Here is a 17,217-nt window from a genome sequence, read left to right as displayed (position 1 = left end):
TCAATCAAAAAAGTCTACCCGCGGCTTACTCTTTGGTTTTTTTGAAAGACTGGACCTCAATCCATGCTTTATCTAATAAAGTTTGGAAAAAATTATCTTTTTCAGGTACGGGGTTTATTTTAAGGTCTTTCTGAGTTTCAGTATATAAGTCTTGCCCACCTAAGCTTAATGCATATTTTAATTTCGCCAGAGCCGAATCATCAGTTTCTCCTAAAAGAAAACCACAGTAAGCTTGATTGCCCAAAATAACGTATTTTCCAGGGAACTCGAGAATTGCTTCCTCAAAAAGAACCATTGCTCTTTTTAGGTTGTTGTTTCGAAATTGACTGTCGGGCCATTTTTCTTTTGCTTGGCATAGCAAAACAAAGCCCATAGTATTTTTCATCTTTGCAATTTCTTGCTTGATATCTAGATCTTCAAGGTTGCCGTATTGTTCGAGCGTCTTTTCGTAGAGCGTTTTTGCTTCTTCTATTTTATTGAGCGGCCACAATAATGCGATTTTACGGCTTCGTACAGTGATGAGATGGCCCGCGATGCGCTCGTCGGTGGTTTTATCAAATCGTTTAATAAAATCATCGCATAGTTTAAGCGCTTCCGAATTTTGTTTTTTAATTGATAGGTTGATGATTTTGTTGGTGATTGCAAGCGCCATATCTTCGCTATTTGAAAGTTCTTCGTTGTCTTTTAGGTTTTCAATGATTTTGTCCAAAAGCAAAATGGCTTCATTGTTTCGGTCAAGAAAACTAAGGCAGCTTGCTTTGCCGTTTAGTGCGCTTGCGACTCGTTCTTTCAATGACTTGCTGTTGGATTTTTCAAAGCGCCTAATAACTTCGTCAAAGATTTCAATTGCTTGTTCGTAACGGTTCAAGTCAGACAATGCCGAGCCGGCATTAAATAGGGCTAATGCCACCTCTTCAGCAGACGCAGAGCTATCGTTCGCTGCGTCGCGCCAAAATAGCGCGGCCCGTTCTTTATCGTCCTTCCTATATGCATCGAATGCACGATTGTTCCAGTCTTTAAAAGTGTATTCCGATTCTGGTTTGTTTTTTGCCGCTATTGCCGCTTTAGTGAGAGCTGTCGAAGCTTTCTCAGAAATATTAGATTTGTTACTATGTGGAGCAGTAACTGAAATTTGTATTTCTTTGATCGCTAAATCTGCACCATCTTGTACGCGCTGGATATGCGAGCTAATGTCAGCCTCTGCCTGCCCTTCGAGTTGTTGCAGTTTTAATTGCAACTCATCCAAGCGATTTCGCAGTTCATTGGCATTATTTCCAAACCAAAGATTGGCCGTAGCTTTAGCCTCTTTTTGAGCTTCCACCTGCGCCTCCCTTTGAGCTTTTCGCGATACCGTAAAATAACCAGCTAAGCCGGCTAATGGAAGTGCTACTCCTAATGCAGATAAAATTATTCCTAAGAGATTAAGACTCTGGTCTATATGCGAGTTTTGGGTGTCAAGTTTCTTATCTTGAATATCAAGGCGGGAGTTAATAGCTTGGATGTCTTTTTGAATAAGGTCGCGAGTGGTGTCTAGACGGATCTGAGTAATCTCTTTGTAATTAGATAGTTCTAGTTTTTCTTTTTCTGTTGCAGCGCTGCTGCAAGTGGAAAATGAACTTGTAAAGAAAATTAAGATCAAAAAAAATCTTAAAGAAAATCGATTAATGGTAGAAGATGAATTAAGCTGCATTGCTCTTAACCCCATGATGATTTTCTGAAAAACAAGTACATGAGCTTAGTAATGTTATTGGCTGCTTGTGTCAGATGTACACAGTCACGCCGCCATTCAGCAATAAAAAATCCTCGAATCGTCGTGCGCGATGCGAGGATTTCACTATGGTTTTGACGTCCATCTCGTACCAATTCTTGTACCAATAGCTGTGTTGGAGCGCTTAATCCCGAGTTACGCTTGGGGCTAACTATTAGATTTTATTAGCCCTAACTACCGACTGTACCCTTCTTCACATTGCGGTGTAATTCTGTTCCAGGGACATGAAACTACCTGTGGGGATTTTCGCAAAGGGCAAGGGTACGGCGGCGGACACGACCCTGCAAGTTCGGTGTGACGGGATTATTCGTCGCGGCCTTCCATCATGGTGCGTTTGAGCATCACGTAAACCGCGCCGGCACCGCCGTGTCTGGCCTGGCACGAGCAGAAACCGAGCACTTGCGGATGCTGGCGCAGCCAGGTGTTGACGTGGCTCTTGATCATCGGCCGCTTGCCATCCAGTCGCACAGCCTTGCCGTGGGTGACGCGCACGCAGCGGATTTCGAACTTGGTCGCTTCGGCCAGAAACGCCCAGAGGGTTTCCCGGGCCTTTTCGACGCTCATGCCGTGCAGGTCGAGGCTGCCCTCGAACGGGATCTGCCCGACCTTGAGCTTGCGCATCTGGCTTTCCTGCACGCCGTCGCGGGCCCACATCAGTTCGTCTTCCGGCCCGACGTCGATCACGAACTGATCGGACAGACCGTCAACGGTGGTGGTTTCGGTGCGGATGGTCGCGGACTGGCGCAGCTTGGCGATTTGTGCGCGGTCAGTCTTGGGTTTGCCGGTGTCGGCGCGGTCGTGCTTGATCGGCTTGACGCCTTGGATCGCACTTTTGAACAGGGAAAAATCGTCGTCTTGCATATCAGCCTCCGCGAAGGGCGGCCAGTTTACCCAAACAGACACAAAACGGCCCGGCAAAAAGCCAGGCCGTCGATTCAGTCGTGTTTTTTCATCAGGTGCGGGGACATGTTCAGTTCCCGCGATTGCCGTGCGCGCCGCCGGCAACGACGCCACAGGGCCACGCCGAAATACAGGAACAACAGGCCGACGGCCAGAATGATCGCCGAGCCCATCGGCGTCGCATTCAAGTCGCCGAGTGCCGGCGGATGCCCGATCAGGCTGGCAGCCCCGGCCATCGCCAACAGCACACCGAACGTCGCCAGAATGGCGGCGATCGCTGCGCCGAATCGAAAACGCCAGTTGCTTTGGCCTTTGGGCCGCAAGCGGCGTGCGTCAAATCCATCGGATAACTTCATTCCGACCTTCCTCAATGGGTATCGGCCCTTCGACCGGGAGTTGACCGGGTTGTTCCTGAGGCTAGGGTAATTGAAGCAAATGCGAGGCTTTTGCGGATGAGCGGCGGGTTGAGCCGCTCATTTACGCTCGATCAGATCAGATCCTGGGTCAGCGCGAGGGTGGCGAAGTTGTCGGCCATGATCGCCATTTCCGCCTCCTGAACCTGTTCGGCATTGAGCACGCGGCCCTTGAACGGCAGATCACGGGTGGCGCAGGCGTCTTCGACCAGGGTGCAACGGAAACCCAGGTTTTTCGCGGCACGTACGGTGGTGCTGACGCTGGAGTGGCTCATGAAACCGCAGACGATCAGGTCGAGCGAGCCGAGGGTTTGCAGACGATCGTAGAGTTCGGTGCCGTGGAAAGCGCTCGGCAGCAGTTTGCCGATGATGGTTTCATCGCCCTGGGGTTCCAGGCCGGGGATGAATTCGCCGCGTTCGCCCTGCGGGTCGAACAGACCGCCGACGGTGCCGAGGTGGCGTACGTGCACGATCGGACGGCCGGCTGCGCGGGCGGCGGCAACCAGTTGTTTGATGTTCGCGACAGCCGCGTCCATGCCGCTCAGGGCCAGCGGGCCGCTGAGGTACTCTTTCTGGGCATCGATGATGACCACGGTGGCATGGCTCAACGTGGCCGCTGCGTAACCGCGACCGCTGAGTTGAAACATCGTTTTTGGAACGGACATTCTGGGGCTCCTTGGGGTGGGGCTTTTGCGACATTGTCCTCTGGCTGAGCGGTTCTGTGAATCGCTACCATCGTAGGCACCGTCGTTACTGGCCTGCAGCCTCGTCAAGTTACACGTTCTGTTCAATAGCCGATAAGGAATTCGGAACACTCCTACCGTCGCCCCGGGATTTTTCCTGCGTCGTCGTGGCGCGTTTTGGCTGGTAGAATCGCCAGTCGTTTTTTCTGGAGTTCTGCCCCGTGATCACTTCCCGACTTCGTACCCTGCGCGACCACATCCGTTGGGCCGTCAGCCGCTTCCATGGGGAGGATCTGTTTTTCGGCCATGGCACCGACAATGCCTGGGACGAAGCCCGGCAGCTAGTGCTCGGCGCCTTGCACCTGCCATGGGAAATCGCCGACAGCTATCTGGACTGCGCGCTGGAAGACGACGAACTGGTCAACCTGCAACGCCTGCTCAAGCGCCGCATCGAAGAACGCATTCCGACCGCTTACCTGTTGGGTGAGGCGTGGTTCTGCGGCATGTCGTTCATCGTCGATGAGCGTGTGCTGATCCCGCGTTCGCCGATTGGCGAGTTGATCGAAAACCGTTTTGCACCGTGGATCGGCGACGAACCGGCGCGGATTCTCGACCTGTGCACCGGCTCCGGCTGCATCGGCATCGCCTGCGCCTACGAGTTCCAGAACGCCGAAGTGGTGCTGGCGGACCTGTCGTTCGAAGCCCTGGAAGTGGCGAACCAGAACATCGAGCGCCATGGCGTCGATGAGCGCGTGTTCACTGTGCAGGGCGATGGTTTTGATGGCCTGCCGGGTCAACGTTTCGACCTGATCGTGTCGAACCCGCCCTACGTCGATGCGGAAGATTTCGCCGACATGCCGGACGAATACCAGCACGAACCCGAGCTGGGCCTGGCCTGTGGGGACGATGGTTTGAATCTGGTGCGCCGGATGCTCGCCGAAGCGGCAGATCACCTGACCGAGAAAGGTTTGCTGATCGTCGAGGTGGGCAACAGCCAGGTACACGTCGAAGCGCTGTACCCGGAAGTCGATTTCGCCTGGCTGGAATTCCAGCGTGGCGGGCATGGCGTGTTCATGCTGACTGCTGAACAGTGCCGCGATCATCAGGCGCTGTTCGCTTCCCGCGTCTGACCTGAACCGATCGTTCCCACCTCGGTGGGAACGATCATTGGCTTAGCGGTGCGTGGCAATCCAGATCAGCAACCCAGCCTGAAACACCGCAAACGCCACCAGACACGTAATGGTGAAGCGCAAACCCGCGTCTTCACGCTTGAACTTGCTGACCTTGTCTTCCTGTTTCTTCAGCTTCACTTCCTGCTCGGCCAGGTTCTGCTCGGCCTGCTGCAACATCTGCGCAGCTTCGAGAATCTCGACGATCTGCAGCTTTTCACTGTTCCAGTCGCCCAGCAAATCCCCGACCTGGACTTCCTTGACGCTGCCCTTCAAATGCTGGGCGTCGGCGTACACCACATCAAAGCCATGCACGCGCAGAAAGTGATCGCGGCGCAGGCGGGTGTCTTCGTTCAGCGCGTCCTTGTTGTTCAAGTCCATGCCGTCGACGGTGTAGGTGGGCCAGCGTTTTTTCGCCCAGTTGATGCCCTGGGCGGCCATGAAACGGCCGATGCCACGGTTCAGCGGTTCGATCTGCAAGCCGCTGTCCGGGCCGAAGTGCACGCGTTTGGTCTTGTGGTCGACCCATACGTCGAGCTGGTTCTGCTCTTTGCGCACACGATGCGCGGGTAGTTTGATCGACATGCGCATCAGGCTGTGTTCTTTGCTGTTGCGCTCGGCGTAACCGAATTCGACGAAGCGCAACGGCCGCCCGCCGGTGTTGCGATCGGTCTGCAACGGCGCCAGGCGGAGCATCTTGTGGTGCTCGACGTGGACATCCGCCCATGGCAGCTCGACCGCTGGCGGTGCGTCTTTTTCAGCGGTGGTGTCGGGTGAAGTCTGGGTATCAGTCATAACGGCGAGATCCTGTCCAAGCTGCTTGTCGCCAGCCAGTACGCTGGCGACAAAGGCTTATCGGCCGTTTTTTTCAGGACTGGAGGGTGAAAAGACCTTAACGGGTGCGAAGTCCGTCAATAAATTCGAGGATCCGGGTCCCCAGTTCCGCCGCCAGGGGCAAATTCGGGTCCTTGTAGGAGGCCATTTGCCGCTTCACGTCGTTGGGCACAATGCGCATCACGTGGTTCATGCCTTCGATCAATGCCAGGGTCGCGTCGGGTTTTGCCGCCTTGAGCAGGTTGGCGTCATCGACCTGCACCTGAATGTCGTTGCTGCCCTGGACGATCAGGGCCGGCATTTTCAGGTGAGCGAAGGCGGCGGACGGATCCTGCCGGAACAGCGAAATCAGATACGGCTGCACGCTCGGGCGGAAAATTGCCTGCAACGGCGGTGGAACATTGTCATCGGTGTGGCCGGCCTTGAGGCTGTCGAGCAGTTCATTGCTGCGCAGCATCAACGGTGGCGGCAGGCTGCGGGCCAGTTGCCGGCGCAAGACCTGATCGATCGGTCGGGCGGTGCCGGACAGCGAAATGACTGCGGCGGCGTCGACTTTCGGTGCGGCCAGGCTGGCAATCAGTGCGCCCTCGCTGTGGCCGAGCAGGATCAACGGGCCGAAACGCGGATCAGCCTTGAGCTTCTGGCCCCAGGCCACGGCGTCCGCCACGTAGGCGTCCACCGACAGATTGCGCTCATCCGGTGTCGCGGCCAGGCTCGCGGCCACCCCGCGCTTGTCGAAACGCACGCTGGCGATATTGTGTTTGGCCAGCACCCAGGCCAGCCGCTTGAGGCTGTCGTTGCGCCCGCCGTCGGGGTTGTTTCCGTCACGATCCGTAGGACCCGAGCCAGAAAGAATGAGGACAACCGGCACCGGGTTGTCAGACTTTGGCAGCAACAGCGAGCCGAAAAGTTCGCCGCTGCCGGTGTCCAGAGTGACCGGACGTTGCAGGACAGTTGCCTGGACGTAGCCAGTAAACAGGGTAAGGCTCAAGATCAAAACTCGCAGCATCATCACGCCATCATTTGCAAAGGTGCCGGTTGGACTCACCAACACCGCCAAGGTTCGAGGATGAACTACTCGGTTAGCCTGCGTATACTGGCGCGCATCATGAATTTGGGTTTGATTTCACGGAGCGTCCTGCATGTCCGGCAATACCTACGGCAAGTTGTTCACTGTCACCACCGCGGGCGAAAGCCATGGTCCGGCGTTGGTCGCCATTGTCGACGGCTGCCCGCCGGGCCTGGAGATCTCCCTTGAGGACCTGCAGCGCGACCTCGATCGCCGCAAGCCGGGCACCAGCCGCCACACCACCCAGCGTCAGGAAGCCGACGAAGTCGAAATCCTCTCCGGCGTGTTCGAGGGCCGCACCACCGGCTGCTCCATCGGCCTGCTGATCCGCAACACCGACCAGAAGTCGAAGGACTACTCGGCGATCAAGGATCTGTTCCGTCCGGCCCACGCCGACTACACCTACCACCACAAATACGGCGAGCGTGATTACCGCGGCGGCGGTCGCAGCTCCGCGCGAGAAACCGCCATGCGCGTGGCCGCCGGTGCGATTGCCAAGAAATACCTGGCGACCCAGGGCATCGTCATTCGCGGCTACATGAGCCAGCTCGGCCCGATCGAAATCCCGTTCAAGACCTGGGACTCGGTCGAGCAGAACGCCTTCTTCAGCCCGGACCCGGACAAGGTTCCGGAGCTGGAAGCCTACATGGACCAGTTGCGCCGCGATCAGGACTCGGTCGGGGCCAAGATCACCGTGGTCGCCGAAGGCGTGATGCCGGGGCTGGGCGAGCCGATCTTCGACCGTCTTGACGCCGAACTGGCCCACGCGCTGATGAGCATCAACGCGGTCAAAGGTGTGGAAATCGGCGCCGGTTTCGCTTCGGTCGCCCAGCGTGGCACCGAACACCGCGATGAAATGACCCCGGAAGGTTTCCTCAGCAACAACGCCGGCGGCATCCTCGGCGGCATCTCGTCCGGTCAGCCGATCGTCGCCCATCTGGCGCTGAAACCGACCTCGAGCATCACCACCCCGGGCCGTTCGATCGACATCGACGGCAACCCGGTCGAAGTGATCACCAAGGGCCGTCACGATCCGTGCGTCGGCATCCGCGCCACGCCGATTGCCGAGGCGATGATGGCCATCGTGCTGATGGATCACCTGCTGCGTCACCGTGGCCAGAACGCCGATGTGCGCGTGAAGACCCCGGTTCTGGGCCAGCTCTGATGGGTCAACTCACAGCCGCTGCGGTCTGACCGTGGCGGCGCTCCCGTACTGGCGGCTGTCCAGTTTCTATCTGTTCTATTTCGCCTTGCTCGGTTCGACGGCGCCGTTTCTGGCGCTGTACTTCGATCACCTTGGATTCAGCGCCGCGCGCATCGGCGAGCTGGTGGCGATTCCGATGCTGATGCGCTGCGTGGCGCCGAACATCTGGGGCTGGCTTGGTGACTACACCGGCAAACGCCTGGCCATCGTGCGCTTCGGCGCGGTGTGCACGCTGCTGACCTTCTCGTTGATTTTCGTCAGCAAGACTTACGCCTGGCTGGCGATGGTCATGGCGCTGCATGCGTTCTTCTGGCACGCGGTGTTGCCGCAGTTCGAAGTCATCACGCTTGCACATTTGCAGGGCCAGACCTCTCGTTACAGCCAGATCCGCCTATGGGGCTCCATCGGTTTCATCATCACCGTGGTCGCGCTCGGGCGATTGTTCGAATGGCTGAGCCTCGACATCTACCCGGCGGCGCTGGTGTTGATCATGGCCGGAATCGTGCTCAGCAGTTTGTGGGTGCCGAACGCGCAGCCGCCGCAGGGCAACCGGCCGACGGGGGAGGGGTTTCTCAAGCAGTTGCGCAGTCCCGGAGTGCTGGCGTTCTACGGTTGCGTGGCGCTGATGCAGATGAGCCACGGGCCGTATTACACCTTTCTGACCTTGCACCTCGAACGACTGGGTTACAGCCGTGGCGTGATCGGCATGCTCTGGGCCGTTGGCGTGGTGGCGGAAGTGCTGATGTTCATTGCCATGAGCCGGATCCTTGCGCGGTTTTCCCTGCGCCGCGTGCTGATGGCGAGTTTTCTGCTGGCGGCGCTGCGCTGGTTGCTGCTAGGTTCGTTCGCCGAATTCCTCTGGGTGCTGCTGTTTGCCCAGGTGCTGCACGCCGCGACATTCGGCAGCTTTCATGCATCTGCCATCGCGTTCGTGCAACGTAGCTTCGGCGCCCGTCAGCAAGGGCAGGGCCAGGCGTTGTACGCGGCGCTGGCCGGCACCGGCGGTGCGCTCGGCGCGTTGTATTCCGGCTACAGCTGGAATGCCCTCGGCGCGACATTGACCTTTAGTATTGCCAGTCTCGCAGCGCTCGCCGCTGCCGTTATCATTGCCATTCGAATGCAAGAGGACAGGCCATGAGCCTTACCCGTGAACAGCTTGCCCAGCAAATCGTCGATGCCGGGCGTTTTCTTTATGGTCGCGGCTGGTCGCCGGCCACCAGCAGCAACTATTCGACGCGCCTGTCGCCGAGCGAAGCGCTGCTGACCGTGTCCGGCAAGCACAAGGGCCAGTTGGGTCTGGACGATGTGTTGGCCACCGACCTGTCCGGCAACAGCCTGGAGCCGGGCAAAAAGCCGTCCGCCGAAACCCTGCTGCACACCCAGCTTTATAGCTGGCGCCCGGAGATCGGCGCCGTGCTGCACACCCACTCGGTGAACGCCACGGTGCTGTCACGCCTGACGCCGGAAGACTTCATCGAGTTCGAAGACTACGAACTGCAAAAAGCCTTCAGCGGCATTTCGACCCACGAATCCCGGGTGCGCGTGCCGATCTTCGACAACGATCAGGACATTGCACGCCTCGCCGCCAAGGTGCAGCCTTGGCTCGACGCCCATCCCGATTGCGTCGGTTATCTGATTCGCGGCCACGGCCTCTACACCTGGGGCGCACAGATGAGTGACGCGTTGCGCCAGATCGAAGCCTTTGAATTCCTGTTTGAATGCGAGTTGAAGACCCGCAGCGTCATGAACCGCCAAGGCTGACTTCACCAGAACCAGCCCATTTGCCTGATGAATGCAGTGCCCGACCGGTCTCGAAGAACCGGACGGCAAGGCCGATACCGAGGAATTGCCCCATGAGCAGCCTGTCCGTCTATCACGTTTCCAGCCCTGAAATTCCGAACAAGGTGCTGACCCATTTCGAAGACATCGCCTCGACCCTGGCCGAGCAGGGCGTGCGCTTCGACCGCTGGCAAGCCGCCGCGAAGATCCAGCCCGGTGCCAGCCAGGAAGAAGTGATCGGCGCCTATAAAGAACAGATCGACAAACTGATGACCGAGCGCGGTTACATCACCGTCGATGTGGTCAGCCTCAACAGCGATCACCCGCAAAAAGCCGAGCTGCGTGCCAAGTTCCTCGAAGAACATCGCCATGGTGAAGACGAAGTACGCTTTTTCGTTGCCGGCCGTGGCCTGTTTACCCTGCACATCGACGATTACGTCTACGCCGTGCTGTGCGAGAAGAACGACCTGATTTCGGTGCCGGCGGGCACTAAACACTGGTTCGACATGGGCGAGAACCCGCACTTTGTCGCAATCCGCCTGTTCAACAACCCTGAAGGCTGGGTTGCCAATTTCACCGGCGAAGACATTGCCGGTCGCTTCCCGCGTCTGGAGGACTGAGCCGATGTCGATCAAGGTCATCCTCACCGATATCGAAGGCACCACCAGCGCGGTGAGTTTTGTGTTTGACGTGCTGTTCCCGTATGCGGCGAAACACCTGCCAGACTTCGTTCGCCAGAACGCCACGCGCGCCGATGTCGCCGAGCAACTGGACGCCGTGCGTCGCGACAGCAACGAACCGCAGGCCGACGTTGAACGGGTCGTGGAAATTTTGCTGGCCTGGATCGCCGAAGACCGCAAAGCCACGCCGCCGAAAGCGTTGCAGGGCATGGTCTGGGAACAGGGATATCAGGCCGGGCAGTTGAAAGGCCATGTTTATCCGGACGCTGTCGAAGCGCTCCAGCACTGGCATCAGGCCGGGTATCAACTGTTTGTTTACTCGTCCGGCTCGATCCAGGCCCAGAAGCTGATCTTCGGCTGCTCGGAAGCCGGGGATCTGACGCCGCTGTTCAGCGGTTACTTCGACACCACGTCGGGCCCCAAGCGCGAAGCGCAGTCCTACAGCAATATTCAGCAGGCCATCGGGGTCGAGCCGCAGGAAATCCTGTTCCTGTCCGACATCGTGCAAGAACTCGACGCCGCTCAGACCGCCGGCCTGCAAACCTGCGGTCTGGCCCGCGAGGGCGGTGAGCTGGAAGGGCATGTGACCGTCGACAGCTTTACCGGGATCGAACCGGAAGCGTTCTGATTCCACCCATCGACGCGCAAAAAAAACAGGCCGTGAAGCGAAAGCTCCACGGCCTGTTTGTTTATGGGGTGTTCGTATTACATCGAGTGATAAGTCGGCAGGGCAAAACGCTGCTGGCTTTGCAGCATGCCGATCTGCGGCAGCTCGCTGGCCTGTTCCGCCAGGTCACGGCGAATCGCGCTGATCGCCCACGACAGTTGGTCGCCGGCATGCAATTGCTGATAGGTGAGGGCACGTTTGAACACTTTGCCGTCGGCGCTCTTCAGCGTCAGCAGGATCCCGCCATCGGGACGCGGTTGGGTGGTAACTGCGAAGTTGGAGAACAGGGAGGTAAATTTTTCTTGGATCAGGCTCATGTCTTTCAGCTCCGTATGCACTTGAATGGCAAGCATGCGGAGGAGGTTGCAGCGATTGTGCCAGTATTTTGTTTTTATAAATTCCTTATAAATCAACAAGTTATAAATTATGCAAATTCAGCTCGTCGTGCATTCTGCATGAATGGCCATCGTGCATCCTGCATTTTGCGGGATCGCTGTCGATCCGATGGAACCATTCCCTGCGGCCGCAATCACCTTTCGCCTTGTAGCGCTGGCGGATACAAAACATTGCAAAAACCGCGTGTACAGCCCGAGAAGCCCTGACGTATTTTCGGCCTCGACCCTCGCTCGAGAAGCGCCGGTTGCCTCACTCGATTGCCCGACAATAAAAATCCGGCCTGCACGTCAAGGTCGAACGGGAGCTGCCATGAGTCACGCGCCTAGCGACACGATTACCTGGGGCATGATGCTCCGCAAACTGCCGATGATCGCCAAAGCCATCCCTCGGGTGGTGAAAGGCATGAAGGTGGCCAACGTCAAGGATCCGACCCAAACCTGTGGCCTGGGCTGGACATTCGAGCAAGCGACCCTGCGCAATCCGGACGGCCCCGCGCTGCTGTCGGGCGAGGTGGTGCTGAGTTATTCACAGGTCAACCAGTGGGCCAACCGCATCGCCCACTATCTGATCGGGCAGGGCATCGGCAAAGGCGATGTGGTGGCGGTGTTCATCGAGAACCGTCCGGAACTGCTGGTGACGATTCTGGCGCTGGCCAAGGTCGGCGCCGTCAGCGCGCTGCTCAATACCTCACAGACCCGCGACACGCTGATTCACAGCATCAATCTGGTGGCGCCGGTGGCGATTGTCGTCGGCGAGGAACTGCTGCCAGCCTTCGCGGCGGTGCGCGAACAAGTGACGATTGCGTCGGCCCGTACCTGGTTCGTGGCCGATCAGGATACGTTCAGCCATCCGGGCATCGCCCCGGAGGGTTACACCAACCTGATCAGCGCCAGTGCCGATGCATCGAGCGACAACCCGGCCAGCAGCCGACAGATTTTCTTCGATGACCCGTGCTTCTACATCTACACCTCCGGCACCACCGGCTTGCCCAAGGCCGGGGTGTTCAAGCACGGCCGCTGGATGCGCAGCTCGGCGAGCTTCGGCATGATCGCCCTCGACATGCGCCCGGACGACATCGTCTATTGCACCTTGCCGCTGTATCACGCCACCGGGCTTTGCGTGTGCTGGGGCTCGGCGGTCAATGGCGCGTCGGGTTTCGCGATTCGCCGCAAGTTCAGCGCCCGGCAGTTCTGGAGCGATGTGCGTCGCTACCGCGCCACTACCATCGGCTACGTCGGCGAGTTGTGCCGTTATCTGGTGGATCAACCGGTCAGCAGCGATGATAGCCGCCATGACGTGCGCAAGATGATCGGCAACGGTTTGCGGCCCGGTGCCTGGGCCGAGTTCAAGACCCGGTTTGCGGTGGATCACATCTGCGAACTGTATGCGGCCAGCGACGGCAACATCGGCTTCACCAACATTCTCAATTTCGACAACACCATCGGCTTCTCGCTGATGGCCTGGGAACTGGTCGCCTACGATCAGGACAGCGGCGAACCGATTCGCGGTGACGACGGGTTCATGCGCAAGGTCGGCCGGGGCGAGCGCGGCCTGTTGCTGGCGCGGATCGACGACAAGGCGCCGCTGGACGGCTACACCGACCCGCAGAAAACCGCGAAAGTCGTGCTGCTAGACGTGTTCACCCAGGGCGACCGCTTCTTCAATACCGGTGATCTGCTGCGCAACATCGGTTTCGGCCATGCGCAGTTTGTCGATCGCCTTGGAGATACGTACCGCTGGAAGGGCGAGAACGTCTCGACCACCGAGGTCGAGAACCTGCTGCTCCAGCATCCGCACATTTCCGAAGCCGTGGCCTATGGCGTGGAAATCCCCGACACCAACGGTCGCGCCGGCATGGCGGCGATCACCCCGGCCGAGTCTCTGGCGACCCTGGACTTCACCGAGCTGCTGGCCTTCGCCCGTCAACGCATGCCGGCCTATGCGGTGCCGTTGTTTTTGCGGGTCAAGGTGAAAATGGAAACCACCGGCACCTTCAAATACCAGAAGACGCGCCTGAAAAACGAAGGTTTCGACCCCGGCCAGACAGGCGATGACCCGATCTATGCCTGGTTGCCGGGCACCGAAACCTACGTGCAAGTCACGGATGAAATCCTGGCGGACATCCAGGCAGGCAAGTTCCGTTATTGATATTGGCTATCGCGAAGCTTGGAAAAAAGGGGATGACAGCTATCGCCGCGCTCGGGAAACTAGCGGCTTTCCGATTGACCGAAAGTGGAGTTGCCCCATGTCCGACCAAAGCCGCCAGATGACCCCCGAAGAAGCTGCCGAATTCACCGAGCAGGTATTCAACAAGGCGCGCGAAGGCGATGCGGTGATGCTGGACCGCCTGATCACCGCCGGTCTGCCGGTGAACCTGACCAACAGCAAGGGCGACACCCTGCTGATGCTCGCCAGCTACTACGGGCACGTGGACGCGGTGCAAGTGCTGCTCAAGCACAAGGCCGATCCGGAACAACGCAATGGCAACGGTCAGAGCCCGATTGCCGGCGCGGCGTTCAAGGGTGATCTGGCGGTGGTCAAGGCGTTGGTGGCCGGCGGCGCGCAGATTGAAGGCGCCTCTTTCGATGGCCGTACGGCGCTGATGATGGCAGCGATGTTCAACCGTGTTGAAATCGTCGAGTTCCTGATCGACCAGGGCGCCGACCCGAAAGCCAAGGACGCCAACGGCATCACCGCGCTGGACGCGGCCCGCACCATGGGCGCTGTGGACACCACCGCGCAGCTGGAAAAACTGCTGGGCTGAACCGTCGGGCCGGAACCCGCTCTGTGGCGAAGGCGAGAATGCGCTATCCTTCGCGCCCTCAAAATTCTCTTCGCCACAGGATCCGCCCCCATGAAAGCCGCACTCGCCGAACTCATCAGCAAAATCAGCTCCGGCTGCATGGGCGACGACGAGATTCAGAAGGTCGCTGATGAAGCGGCGCAGGCCTACGCCGATGCCGACGCTTTTCTGACCGCCAATCCGGACATCAACTACGACGACACCTTCCCGATTCCGCTGGGCGAATGGGTGGTGGTCGGCAGTCTGCCGGAGACCGTGCTGTTCCAGGCTGACACCTACGTCGATCTGTTCGCGCAGATCGTGGCGTCGTTCGGCCCGGGCGTGGAGTTCAACCTCAAGCCCAAGCAACTGGCCAAGACCGAAGCGCTGACCGCGCTCAACCGCATCCAGGTGCAGATGAGCAGCCTGAACAAGGAAAACGGCGGTTACACGCTGATGAACTTCAGCCAGTTGCTCGACGACGAGCTGCAAGTGGTGCTGGTCTACGGCAACGACGTGCCGCGCGTGCTGGAACTGTGCGCCAAAGTCGGCATTGCCGCCGCGCCGTCGCTGGAAGCCTTGAAGGTCGCCGTTCACGTCTGAACGCAATAAAAGGGAACCCTGCGCGCGACCGTCTATCCTAAAAGTGCATGCCACTATTCTGGAGCGACACCATGGGTTCCACGTTCAACGGCCTGATCGGCCTGATCATTCTTGCCCTCGACATCTGGGCGATCATCAACGTGCTGAAAAGCGGTGCCGAGACCGGGATGAAAATCCTCTGGGTGCTGTTGATCATCCTCCTGCCGGTGCTGGGCCTGATCATCTGGGCGATCGCCGGGCCGCGGGGCAATGTGCGGATCTGACCGTTCGCACTATGGATTGCGCGGGGCCGATGAACTGAGGTTCGACCTGTCATCTTCGGCAACGTAGAATGCGCGCCTTTCCCGGGCAATCGAACCTGACGATTGGCGCCCGCGCATTCATCGGAGCACTTCACCATGACCGTCACCAAGACCAGCGAATACCTGGAAACCCTCTACGAAGGCTACGGCCAGCGTTTTCGCATGGAAAAACTGCTGCACGAAGTGCGCACCGAGCACCAGCACCTGGTGATCTTCCAGAACCCGCGCATGGGCCGGGTGATGGCGCTGGACGGCGTGATCCAGACCACCGAAGCCGATGAATTCATCTACCACGAAATGCTCACCCACGTGCCGATCCTCGCCCACGGCACTGCCAAGCGCGTACTGATCATCGGCGGCGGCGACGGCGGCATGCTGCGCGAAGTGACCAAACACGCCAGCGTCGAGCACATCACCATGGTCGAGATCGACGGCACCGTGGTCGACATGTGCAAGGAATTCCTGCCGAACCACTCCAAGGGCGCCTACGACGATCCACGCCTGAACCTGGTGATCGATGACGGCATGCGTTTCGTCGCCACCACCACTGAAAAGTTCGACGTGATCATTTCCGACTCCACCGACCCGATCGGCCCGGGCGAAGTGCTGTTCTCGGAAAATTTCTACCAGGCCTGCCACCGCTGCCTGAACGAGGGCGGCATCCTCGTGACCCAGAACGGCACGCCGTTCATGCAGATCGACGAAGTGAAGACCACCGCCGGTCGCCTGCGCAGCCTGTTCCCGGACTGGCACTTCTACCAGGCGGCCGTGCCGACCTACATCGGCGGCTCGATGACTTTCGCCTGGGGTTCGACCAATCCGGCCTACCGCAAGCTGAGCCGTGAAGTCCTGCAACAGCGCTTCATCGGCAGCGGCATCGTCACCCGTTACTACAACCCGGAAATCCACATCGGCGCCTTCGCCTTGCCGCAATACGTGCTGCAAGCAGTGAACAAGCCAAGCAACGACTGATCACTCGGCCGTCATCACTGCGGGAGCGGGGCGATTCGCTCCCGTAGATGAAAGGTTTTTCATGTTTCATCGGTGTAAAGCTTTTGAACGATCAATCCTGACAAAAGTCGAGATAGATGTAAGCCCATTTGCGGGTTTGTTCGAGGAGGCTCCAATGCAAAAGTGGAAAGTCACTTTCGTGGATGATCACGGTGAAATTGTCGATGAAGTCTTCGAGCGTGCGGAATGCCCCAGCGATGATGAGGCCGCACGACTGATCAAGGAACGACTCCTTCCTGTCGCCGCCGCACTGGATCTGAACGATCTGGAAGGGCGCACCTCCGATGCAGGCGCCAAAAGCCTGAAAACCCAGAACAGCATCGAAATCCGCAGCATCACACCCATCTGAAAATCTTCTTGTCAGTAACGCACCAGGCCTTGGCAGCGGCTCTATCTTGGGGCTACTCTGCAAGCGAGATCAGCGAACGGATCGCTAAGGTCTGGTCTTGTCAGCTACATGCTTGTTTCCCGTCGGCAACACGGTTGCCGTAACGCCTGAGCCGTTCGGCCATGCGCAGGGAATACGGAAAGTCTATCCATCTATGCGAGGGGGACGTTCATGAGCACAGCCTATCAAGAAGACATCAGCAGCAACGTGCTGCGCCGCATGAAAGAAGGCGGTTTTGATTTTTCCCGATTCCATCCCATCGAGTTCTACGCCATTTTCCCGGACGAGGAGCGGGCGCGCAGGGCGGCAGGCAAGTTTCGCGGTGAATCCATCAATGCCCAGGTCAGTGCGCGCGACGACGGCGCGTGGTCCCTGGAATTGAGCAAGGTGATGTACGCAACCTACGACGACATAGGCGATTTCGAACAGGGCTTTTCGGCAGTGGTCGAGCCTCTGGGCGGCATCATCGAAGGCTGGGGCGTGAAGCAGGAGGTGCGCAACCGCCATCGTTTGAACTGATCACCCTCGCAACACGTCGAGCAACGGCTGACCTTCGGGTCGGCCGTTGT

Annotated in this window: 20 protein-coding genes; 13 read left to right on the top strand and 7 right to left on the bottom strand. The window is 58.4% G+C overall.

Annotation, left to right across the window (positions count from 1 at the left end; genetic code table 11):
* Positions 1-25: 25 nt before the first annotated feature.
* From M5B44_RS28305 to M5B44_RS28290, 4 genes are all read right to left on the bottom strand, one after another.
* Positions 26-1,705 (bottom strand): tetratricopeptide repeat protein, encoded by a 1,680-nt coding sequence (locus tag M5B44_RS28305; protein WP_248741269.1) that lies wholly within the window; start codon positions 1,703-1,705, stop codon positions 26-28.
* 366 nt (positions 1,706-2,071) lie between these two features.
* Positions 2,072-2,629, bottom strand: a complete 558-nt coding sequence (locus M5B44_RS28300) for a Smr/MutS family protein (protein WP_248741268.1) — start codon at positions 2,627-2,629, stop codon at positions 2,072-2,074.
* A 74-nt stretch (positions 2,630-2,703) separates the two neighbouring features.
* Entirely contained in the window at positions 2,704-3,024 is a 321-nt protein-coding gene (locus tag M5B44_RS28295; RefSeq protein ID WP_085732350.1) for a hypothetical protein, read from the bottom strand.
* Positions 3,025-3,155: 131 nt separating this feature from the next.
* Positions 3,156-3,746 (bottom strand): cysteine hydrolase family protein, encoded by a 591-nt coding sequence (locus tag M5B44_RS28290; protein WP_248741267.1) that lies wholly within the window; start codon positions 3,744-3,746, stop codon positions 3,156-3,158.
* A 239-nt stretch (positions 3,747-3,985) separates the two neighbouring features.
* On the opposite strand from M5B44_RS28290, the gene prmB reads away from it, so the two are divergent.
* Positions 3,986-4,894 (top strand): 50S ribosomal protein L3 N(5)-glutamine methyltransferase, encoded by a 909-nt coding sequence (prmB, locus tag M5B44_RS28285; protein WP_085710643.1) that lies wholly within the window; start codon positions 3,986-3,988, stop codon positions 4,892-4,894.
* 42 nt (positions 4,895-4,936) lie between these two features.
* Here prmB and M5B44_RS28280 read toward each other — a convergent pair whose 3' ends face one another.
* Both M5B44_RS28280 and M5B44_RS28275 read right to left on the bottom strand, forming a co-directional pair.
* Complete coding sequence (locus tag M5B44_RS28280; RefSeq protein ID WP_248741266.1) at positions 4,937-5,728, bottom strand: hypothetical protein; 792 nt, start codon at positions 5,726-5,728, stop codon at positions 4,937-4,939.
* 97 nt (positions 5,729-5,825) lie between these two features.
* The gene (locus M5B44_RS28275) at positions 5,826-6,779 is read right to left on the bottom strand and encodes an alpha/beta hydrolase (RefSeq protein WP_248741265.1); all 954 of its coding nucleotides are present in this window, start codon (positions 6,777-6,779) and stop codon (positions 5,826-5,828) included.
* 130 nt (positions 6,780-6,909) lie between these two features.
* On the opposite strand from M5B44_RS28275, the gene aroC reads away from it, so the two are divergent.
* The 5 genes from aroC (at position 6,910) to mtnC (ending at position 11,127) form a co-directional block, all read left to right on the top strand.
* On the top strand, positions 6,910-8,001 hold the full coding sequence (gene aroC, locus M5B44_RS28270; RefSeq protein WP_248741264.1) for a chorismate synthase: 1,092 nt from the start codon (positions 6,910-6,912) through the stop codon (positions 7,999-8,001).
* A gap of 31 nt (positions 8,002-8,032) precedes the next feature.
* The gene (locus tag M5B44_RS28265; protein WP_248741263.1) at positions 8,033-9,178 is read left to right on the top strand and encodes an MFS transporter; all 1,146 of its coding nucleotides are present in this window, start codon (positions 8,033-8,035) and stop codon (positions 9,176-9,178) included.
* Positions 9,175-9,801 (top strand): methylthioribulose 1-phosphate dehydratase, encoded by a 627-nt coding sequence (locus tag M5B44_RS28260; RefSeq protein WP_085710648.1) that lies wholly within the window; start codon positions 9,175-9,177, stop codon positions 9,799-9,801. Before M5B44_RS28265 ends, M5B44_RS28260 begins: the two co-directional genes overlap by 4 nt.
* Before the next feature lie 92 nt (positions 9,802-9,893).
* Complete coding sequence (locus tag M5B44_RS28255; protein ID WP_085710649.1) at positions 9,894-10,439, top strand: 1,2-dihydroxy-3-keto-5-methylthiopentene dioxygenase; 546 nt, start codon at positions 9,894-9,896, stop codon at positions 10,437-10,439.
* A gap of 4 nt (positions 10,440-10,443) precedes the next feature.
* Positions 10,444-11,127, top strand: coding sequence for an acireductone synthase (mtnC, locus tag M5B44_RS28250; protein WP_248741262.1), 684 nt, complete (start codon positions 10,444-10,446; stop codon positions 11,125-11,127).
* Positions 11,128-11,204: 77 nt separating this feature from the next.
* Here mtnC and M5B44_RS28245 read toward each other — a convergent pair whose 3' ends face one another.
* The gene (locus M5B44_RS28245; RefSeq protein ID WP_085710651.1) at positions 11,205-11,483 is read right to left on the bottom strand and encodes a DUF3509 domain-containing protein; all 279 of its coding nucleotides are present in this window, start codon (positions 11,481-11,483) and stop codon (positions 11,205-11,207) included.
* Positions 11,484-11,871: 388 nt separating this feature from the next.
* On the opposite strand from M5B44_RS28245, the gene M5B44_RS28240 reads away from it, so the two are divergent.
* The 7 genes from M5B44_RS28240 (at position 11,872) to M5B44_RS28210 (ending at position 17,167) form a co-directional block, all read left to right on the top strand.
* Complete coding sequence (locus M5B44_RS28240) at positions 11,872-13,710, top strand: long-chain-acyl-CoA synthetase (RefSeq protein ID WP_248741261.1); 1,839 nt, start codon at positions 11,872-11,874, stop codon at positions 13,708-13,710.
* A 97-nt stretch (positions 13,711-13,807) separates the two neighbouring features.
* Positions 13,808-14,326: an ankyrin repeat domain-containing protein gene (locus M5B44_RS28235; RefSeq protein ID WP_248741260.1), complete on the top strand. Its 519-nt coding sequence runs from the start codon at positions 13,808-13,810 to the stop codon at positions 14,324-14,326.
* A gap of 90 nt (positions 14,327-14,416) precedes the next feature.
* Positions 14,417-14,947 carry a hypothetical protein gene (locus M5B44_RS28230; RefSeq protein WP_248741259.1) on the top strand — a complete coding sequence of 177 codons (531 nt, stop codon included), beginning with the start codon at positions 14,417-14,419 and terminating at the stop codon, positions 14,945-14,947.
* Between the two features lie 71 nt (positions 14,948-15,018).
* Positions 15,019-15,210, top strand: coding sequence for a PLDc N-terminal domain-containing protein (locus M5B44_RS28225; RefSeq protein WP_003223221.1), 192 nt, complete (start codon positions 15,019-15,021; stop codon positions 15,208-15,210).
* A gap of 135 nt (positions 15,211-15,345) precedes the next feature.
* On the top strand, positions 15,346-16,221 hold the full coding sequence (gene speE, locus M5B44_RS28220; RefSeq protein ID WP_085608797.1) for a polyamine aminopropyltransferase: 876 nt from the start codon (positions 15,346-15,348) through the stop codon (positions 16,219-16,221).
* Positions 16,222-16,375: 154 nt separating this feature from the next.
* Positions 16,376-16,609 carry a hypothetical protein gene (locus M5B44_RS28215; protein ID WP_085710655.1) on the top strand — a complete coding sequence of 78 codons (234 nt, stop codon included), beginning with the start codon at positions 16,376-16,378 and terminating at the stop codon, positions 16,607-16,609.
* Between the two features lie 210 nt (positions 16,610-16,819).
* Positions 16,820-17,167, top strand: a complete 348-nt coding sequence (locus tag M5B44_RS28210; RefSeq protein WP_007960698.1) for a ribonuclease E inhibitor RraB — start codon at positions 16,820-16,822, stop codon at positions 17,165-17,167.
* Positions 17,168-17,217 lie beyond the last annotated feature (50 nt).

The organism is Pseudomonas sp. MWU12-2029 (assembly GCF_023242425.1).
GTDB lineage: Bacteria > Pseudomonadota > Gammaproteobacteria > Pseudomonadales > Pseudomonadaceae > Aquipseudomonas > Aquipseudomonas kribbensis.
The sequence above is the reverse complement of the archived record's forward strand: the minus strand, read 5'-3'. Positions and strand labels throughout refer to the sequence as shown.

Excerpts from the sequence above, each read along its gene's own strand:
- speE (WP_085608797.1), top strand. The coding sequence starts at position 15,346 with ATGACCGTCACCAAGACCAGCGAATACCTGGAAACCCTCTACGAAGGC.
- M5B44_RS28260 (WP_085710648.1), top strand. The coding sequence starts at position 9,175 with ATGAGCCTTACCCGTGAACAGCTTGCCCAGCAAATCGTCGATGCCGGG.
- M5B44_RS28215 (WP_085710655.1), top strand. The coding sequence starts at position 16,376 with ATGCAAAAGTGGAAAGTCACTTTCGTGGATGATCACGGTGAAATTGTC.
- M5B44_RS28300 (WP_248741268.1), bottom strand. The coding sequence starts at position 2,629 with ATGCAAGACGACGATTTTTCCCTGTTCAAAAGTGCGATCCAAGGCGTC.
- aroC (WP_248741264.1), top strand. The coding sequence starts at position 6,910 with ATGTCCGGCAATACCTACGGCAAGTTGTTCACTGTCACCACCGCGGGC.
- M5B44_RS28295 (WP_085732350.1), bottom strand. The coding sequence starts at position 3,024 with ATGAAGTTATCCGATGGATTTGACGCACGCCGCTTGCGGCCCAAAGGC.
- M5B44_RS28210 (WP_007960698.1), top strand. The coding sequence starts at position 16,820 with ATGAGCACAGCCTATCAAGAAGACATCAGCAGCAACGTGCTGCGCCGC.
- M5B44_RS28280 (WP_248741266.1), bottom strand. The coding sequence starts at position 5,728 with ATGACTGATACCCAGACTTCACCCGACACCACCGCTGAAAAAGACGCA.
- M5B44_RS28225 (WP_003223221.1), top strand. The coding sequence starts at position 15,019 with ATGGGTTCCACGTTCAACGGCCTGATCGGCCTGATCATTCTTGCCCTC.
- M5B44_RS28255 (WP_085710649.1), top strand. The coding sequence starts at position 9,894 with ATGAGCAGCCTGTCCGTCTATCACGTTTCCAGCCCTGAAATTCCGAAC.
- M5B44_RS28245 (WP_085710651.1), bottom strand. The coding sequence starts at position 11,483 with ATGAGCCTGATCCAAGAAAAATTTACCTCCCTGTTCTCCAACTTCGCA.
- M5B44_RS28305 (WP_248741269.1), bottom strand. The coding sequence starts at position 1,705 with ATGGGGTTAAGAGCAATGCAGCTTAATTCATCTTCTACCATTAATCGA.
- M5B44_RS28290 (WP_248741267.1), bottom strand. The coding sequence starts at position 3,746 with ATGTCCGTTCCAAAAACGATGTTTCAACTCAGCGGTCGCGGTTACGCA.
- M5B44_RS28275 (WP_248741265.1), bottom strand. The coding sequence starts at position 6,779 with ATGATGCTGCGAGTTTTGATCTTGAGCCTTACCCTGTTTACTGGCTAC.
- M5B44_RS28240 (WP_248741261.1), top strand. The coding sequence starts at position 11,872 with ATGAGTCACGCGCCTAGCGACACGATTACCTGGGGCATGATGCTCCGC.
- mtnC (WP_248741262.1), top strand. The coding sequence starts at position 10,444 with ATGTCGATCAAGGTCATCCTCACCGATATCGAAGGCACCACCAGCGCG.
- M5B44_RS28230 (WP_248741259.1), top strand. The coding sequence starts at position 14,417 with ATGAAAGCCGCACTCGCCGAACTCATCAGCAAAATCAGCTCCGGCTGC.
- M5B44_RS28235 (WP_248741260.1), top strand. The coding sequence starts at position 13,808 with ATGTCCGACCAAAGCCGCCAGATGACCCCCGAAGAAGCTGCCGAATTC.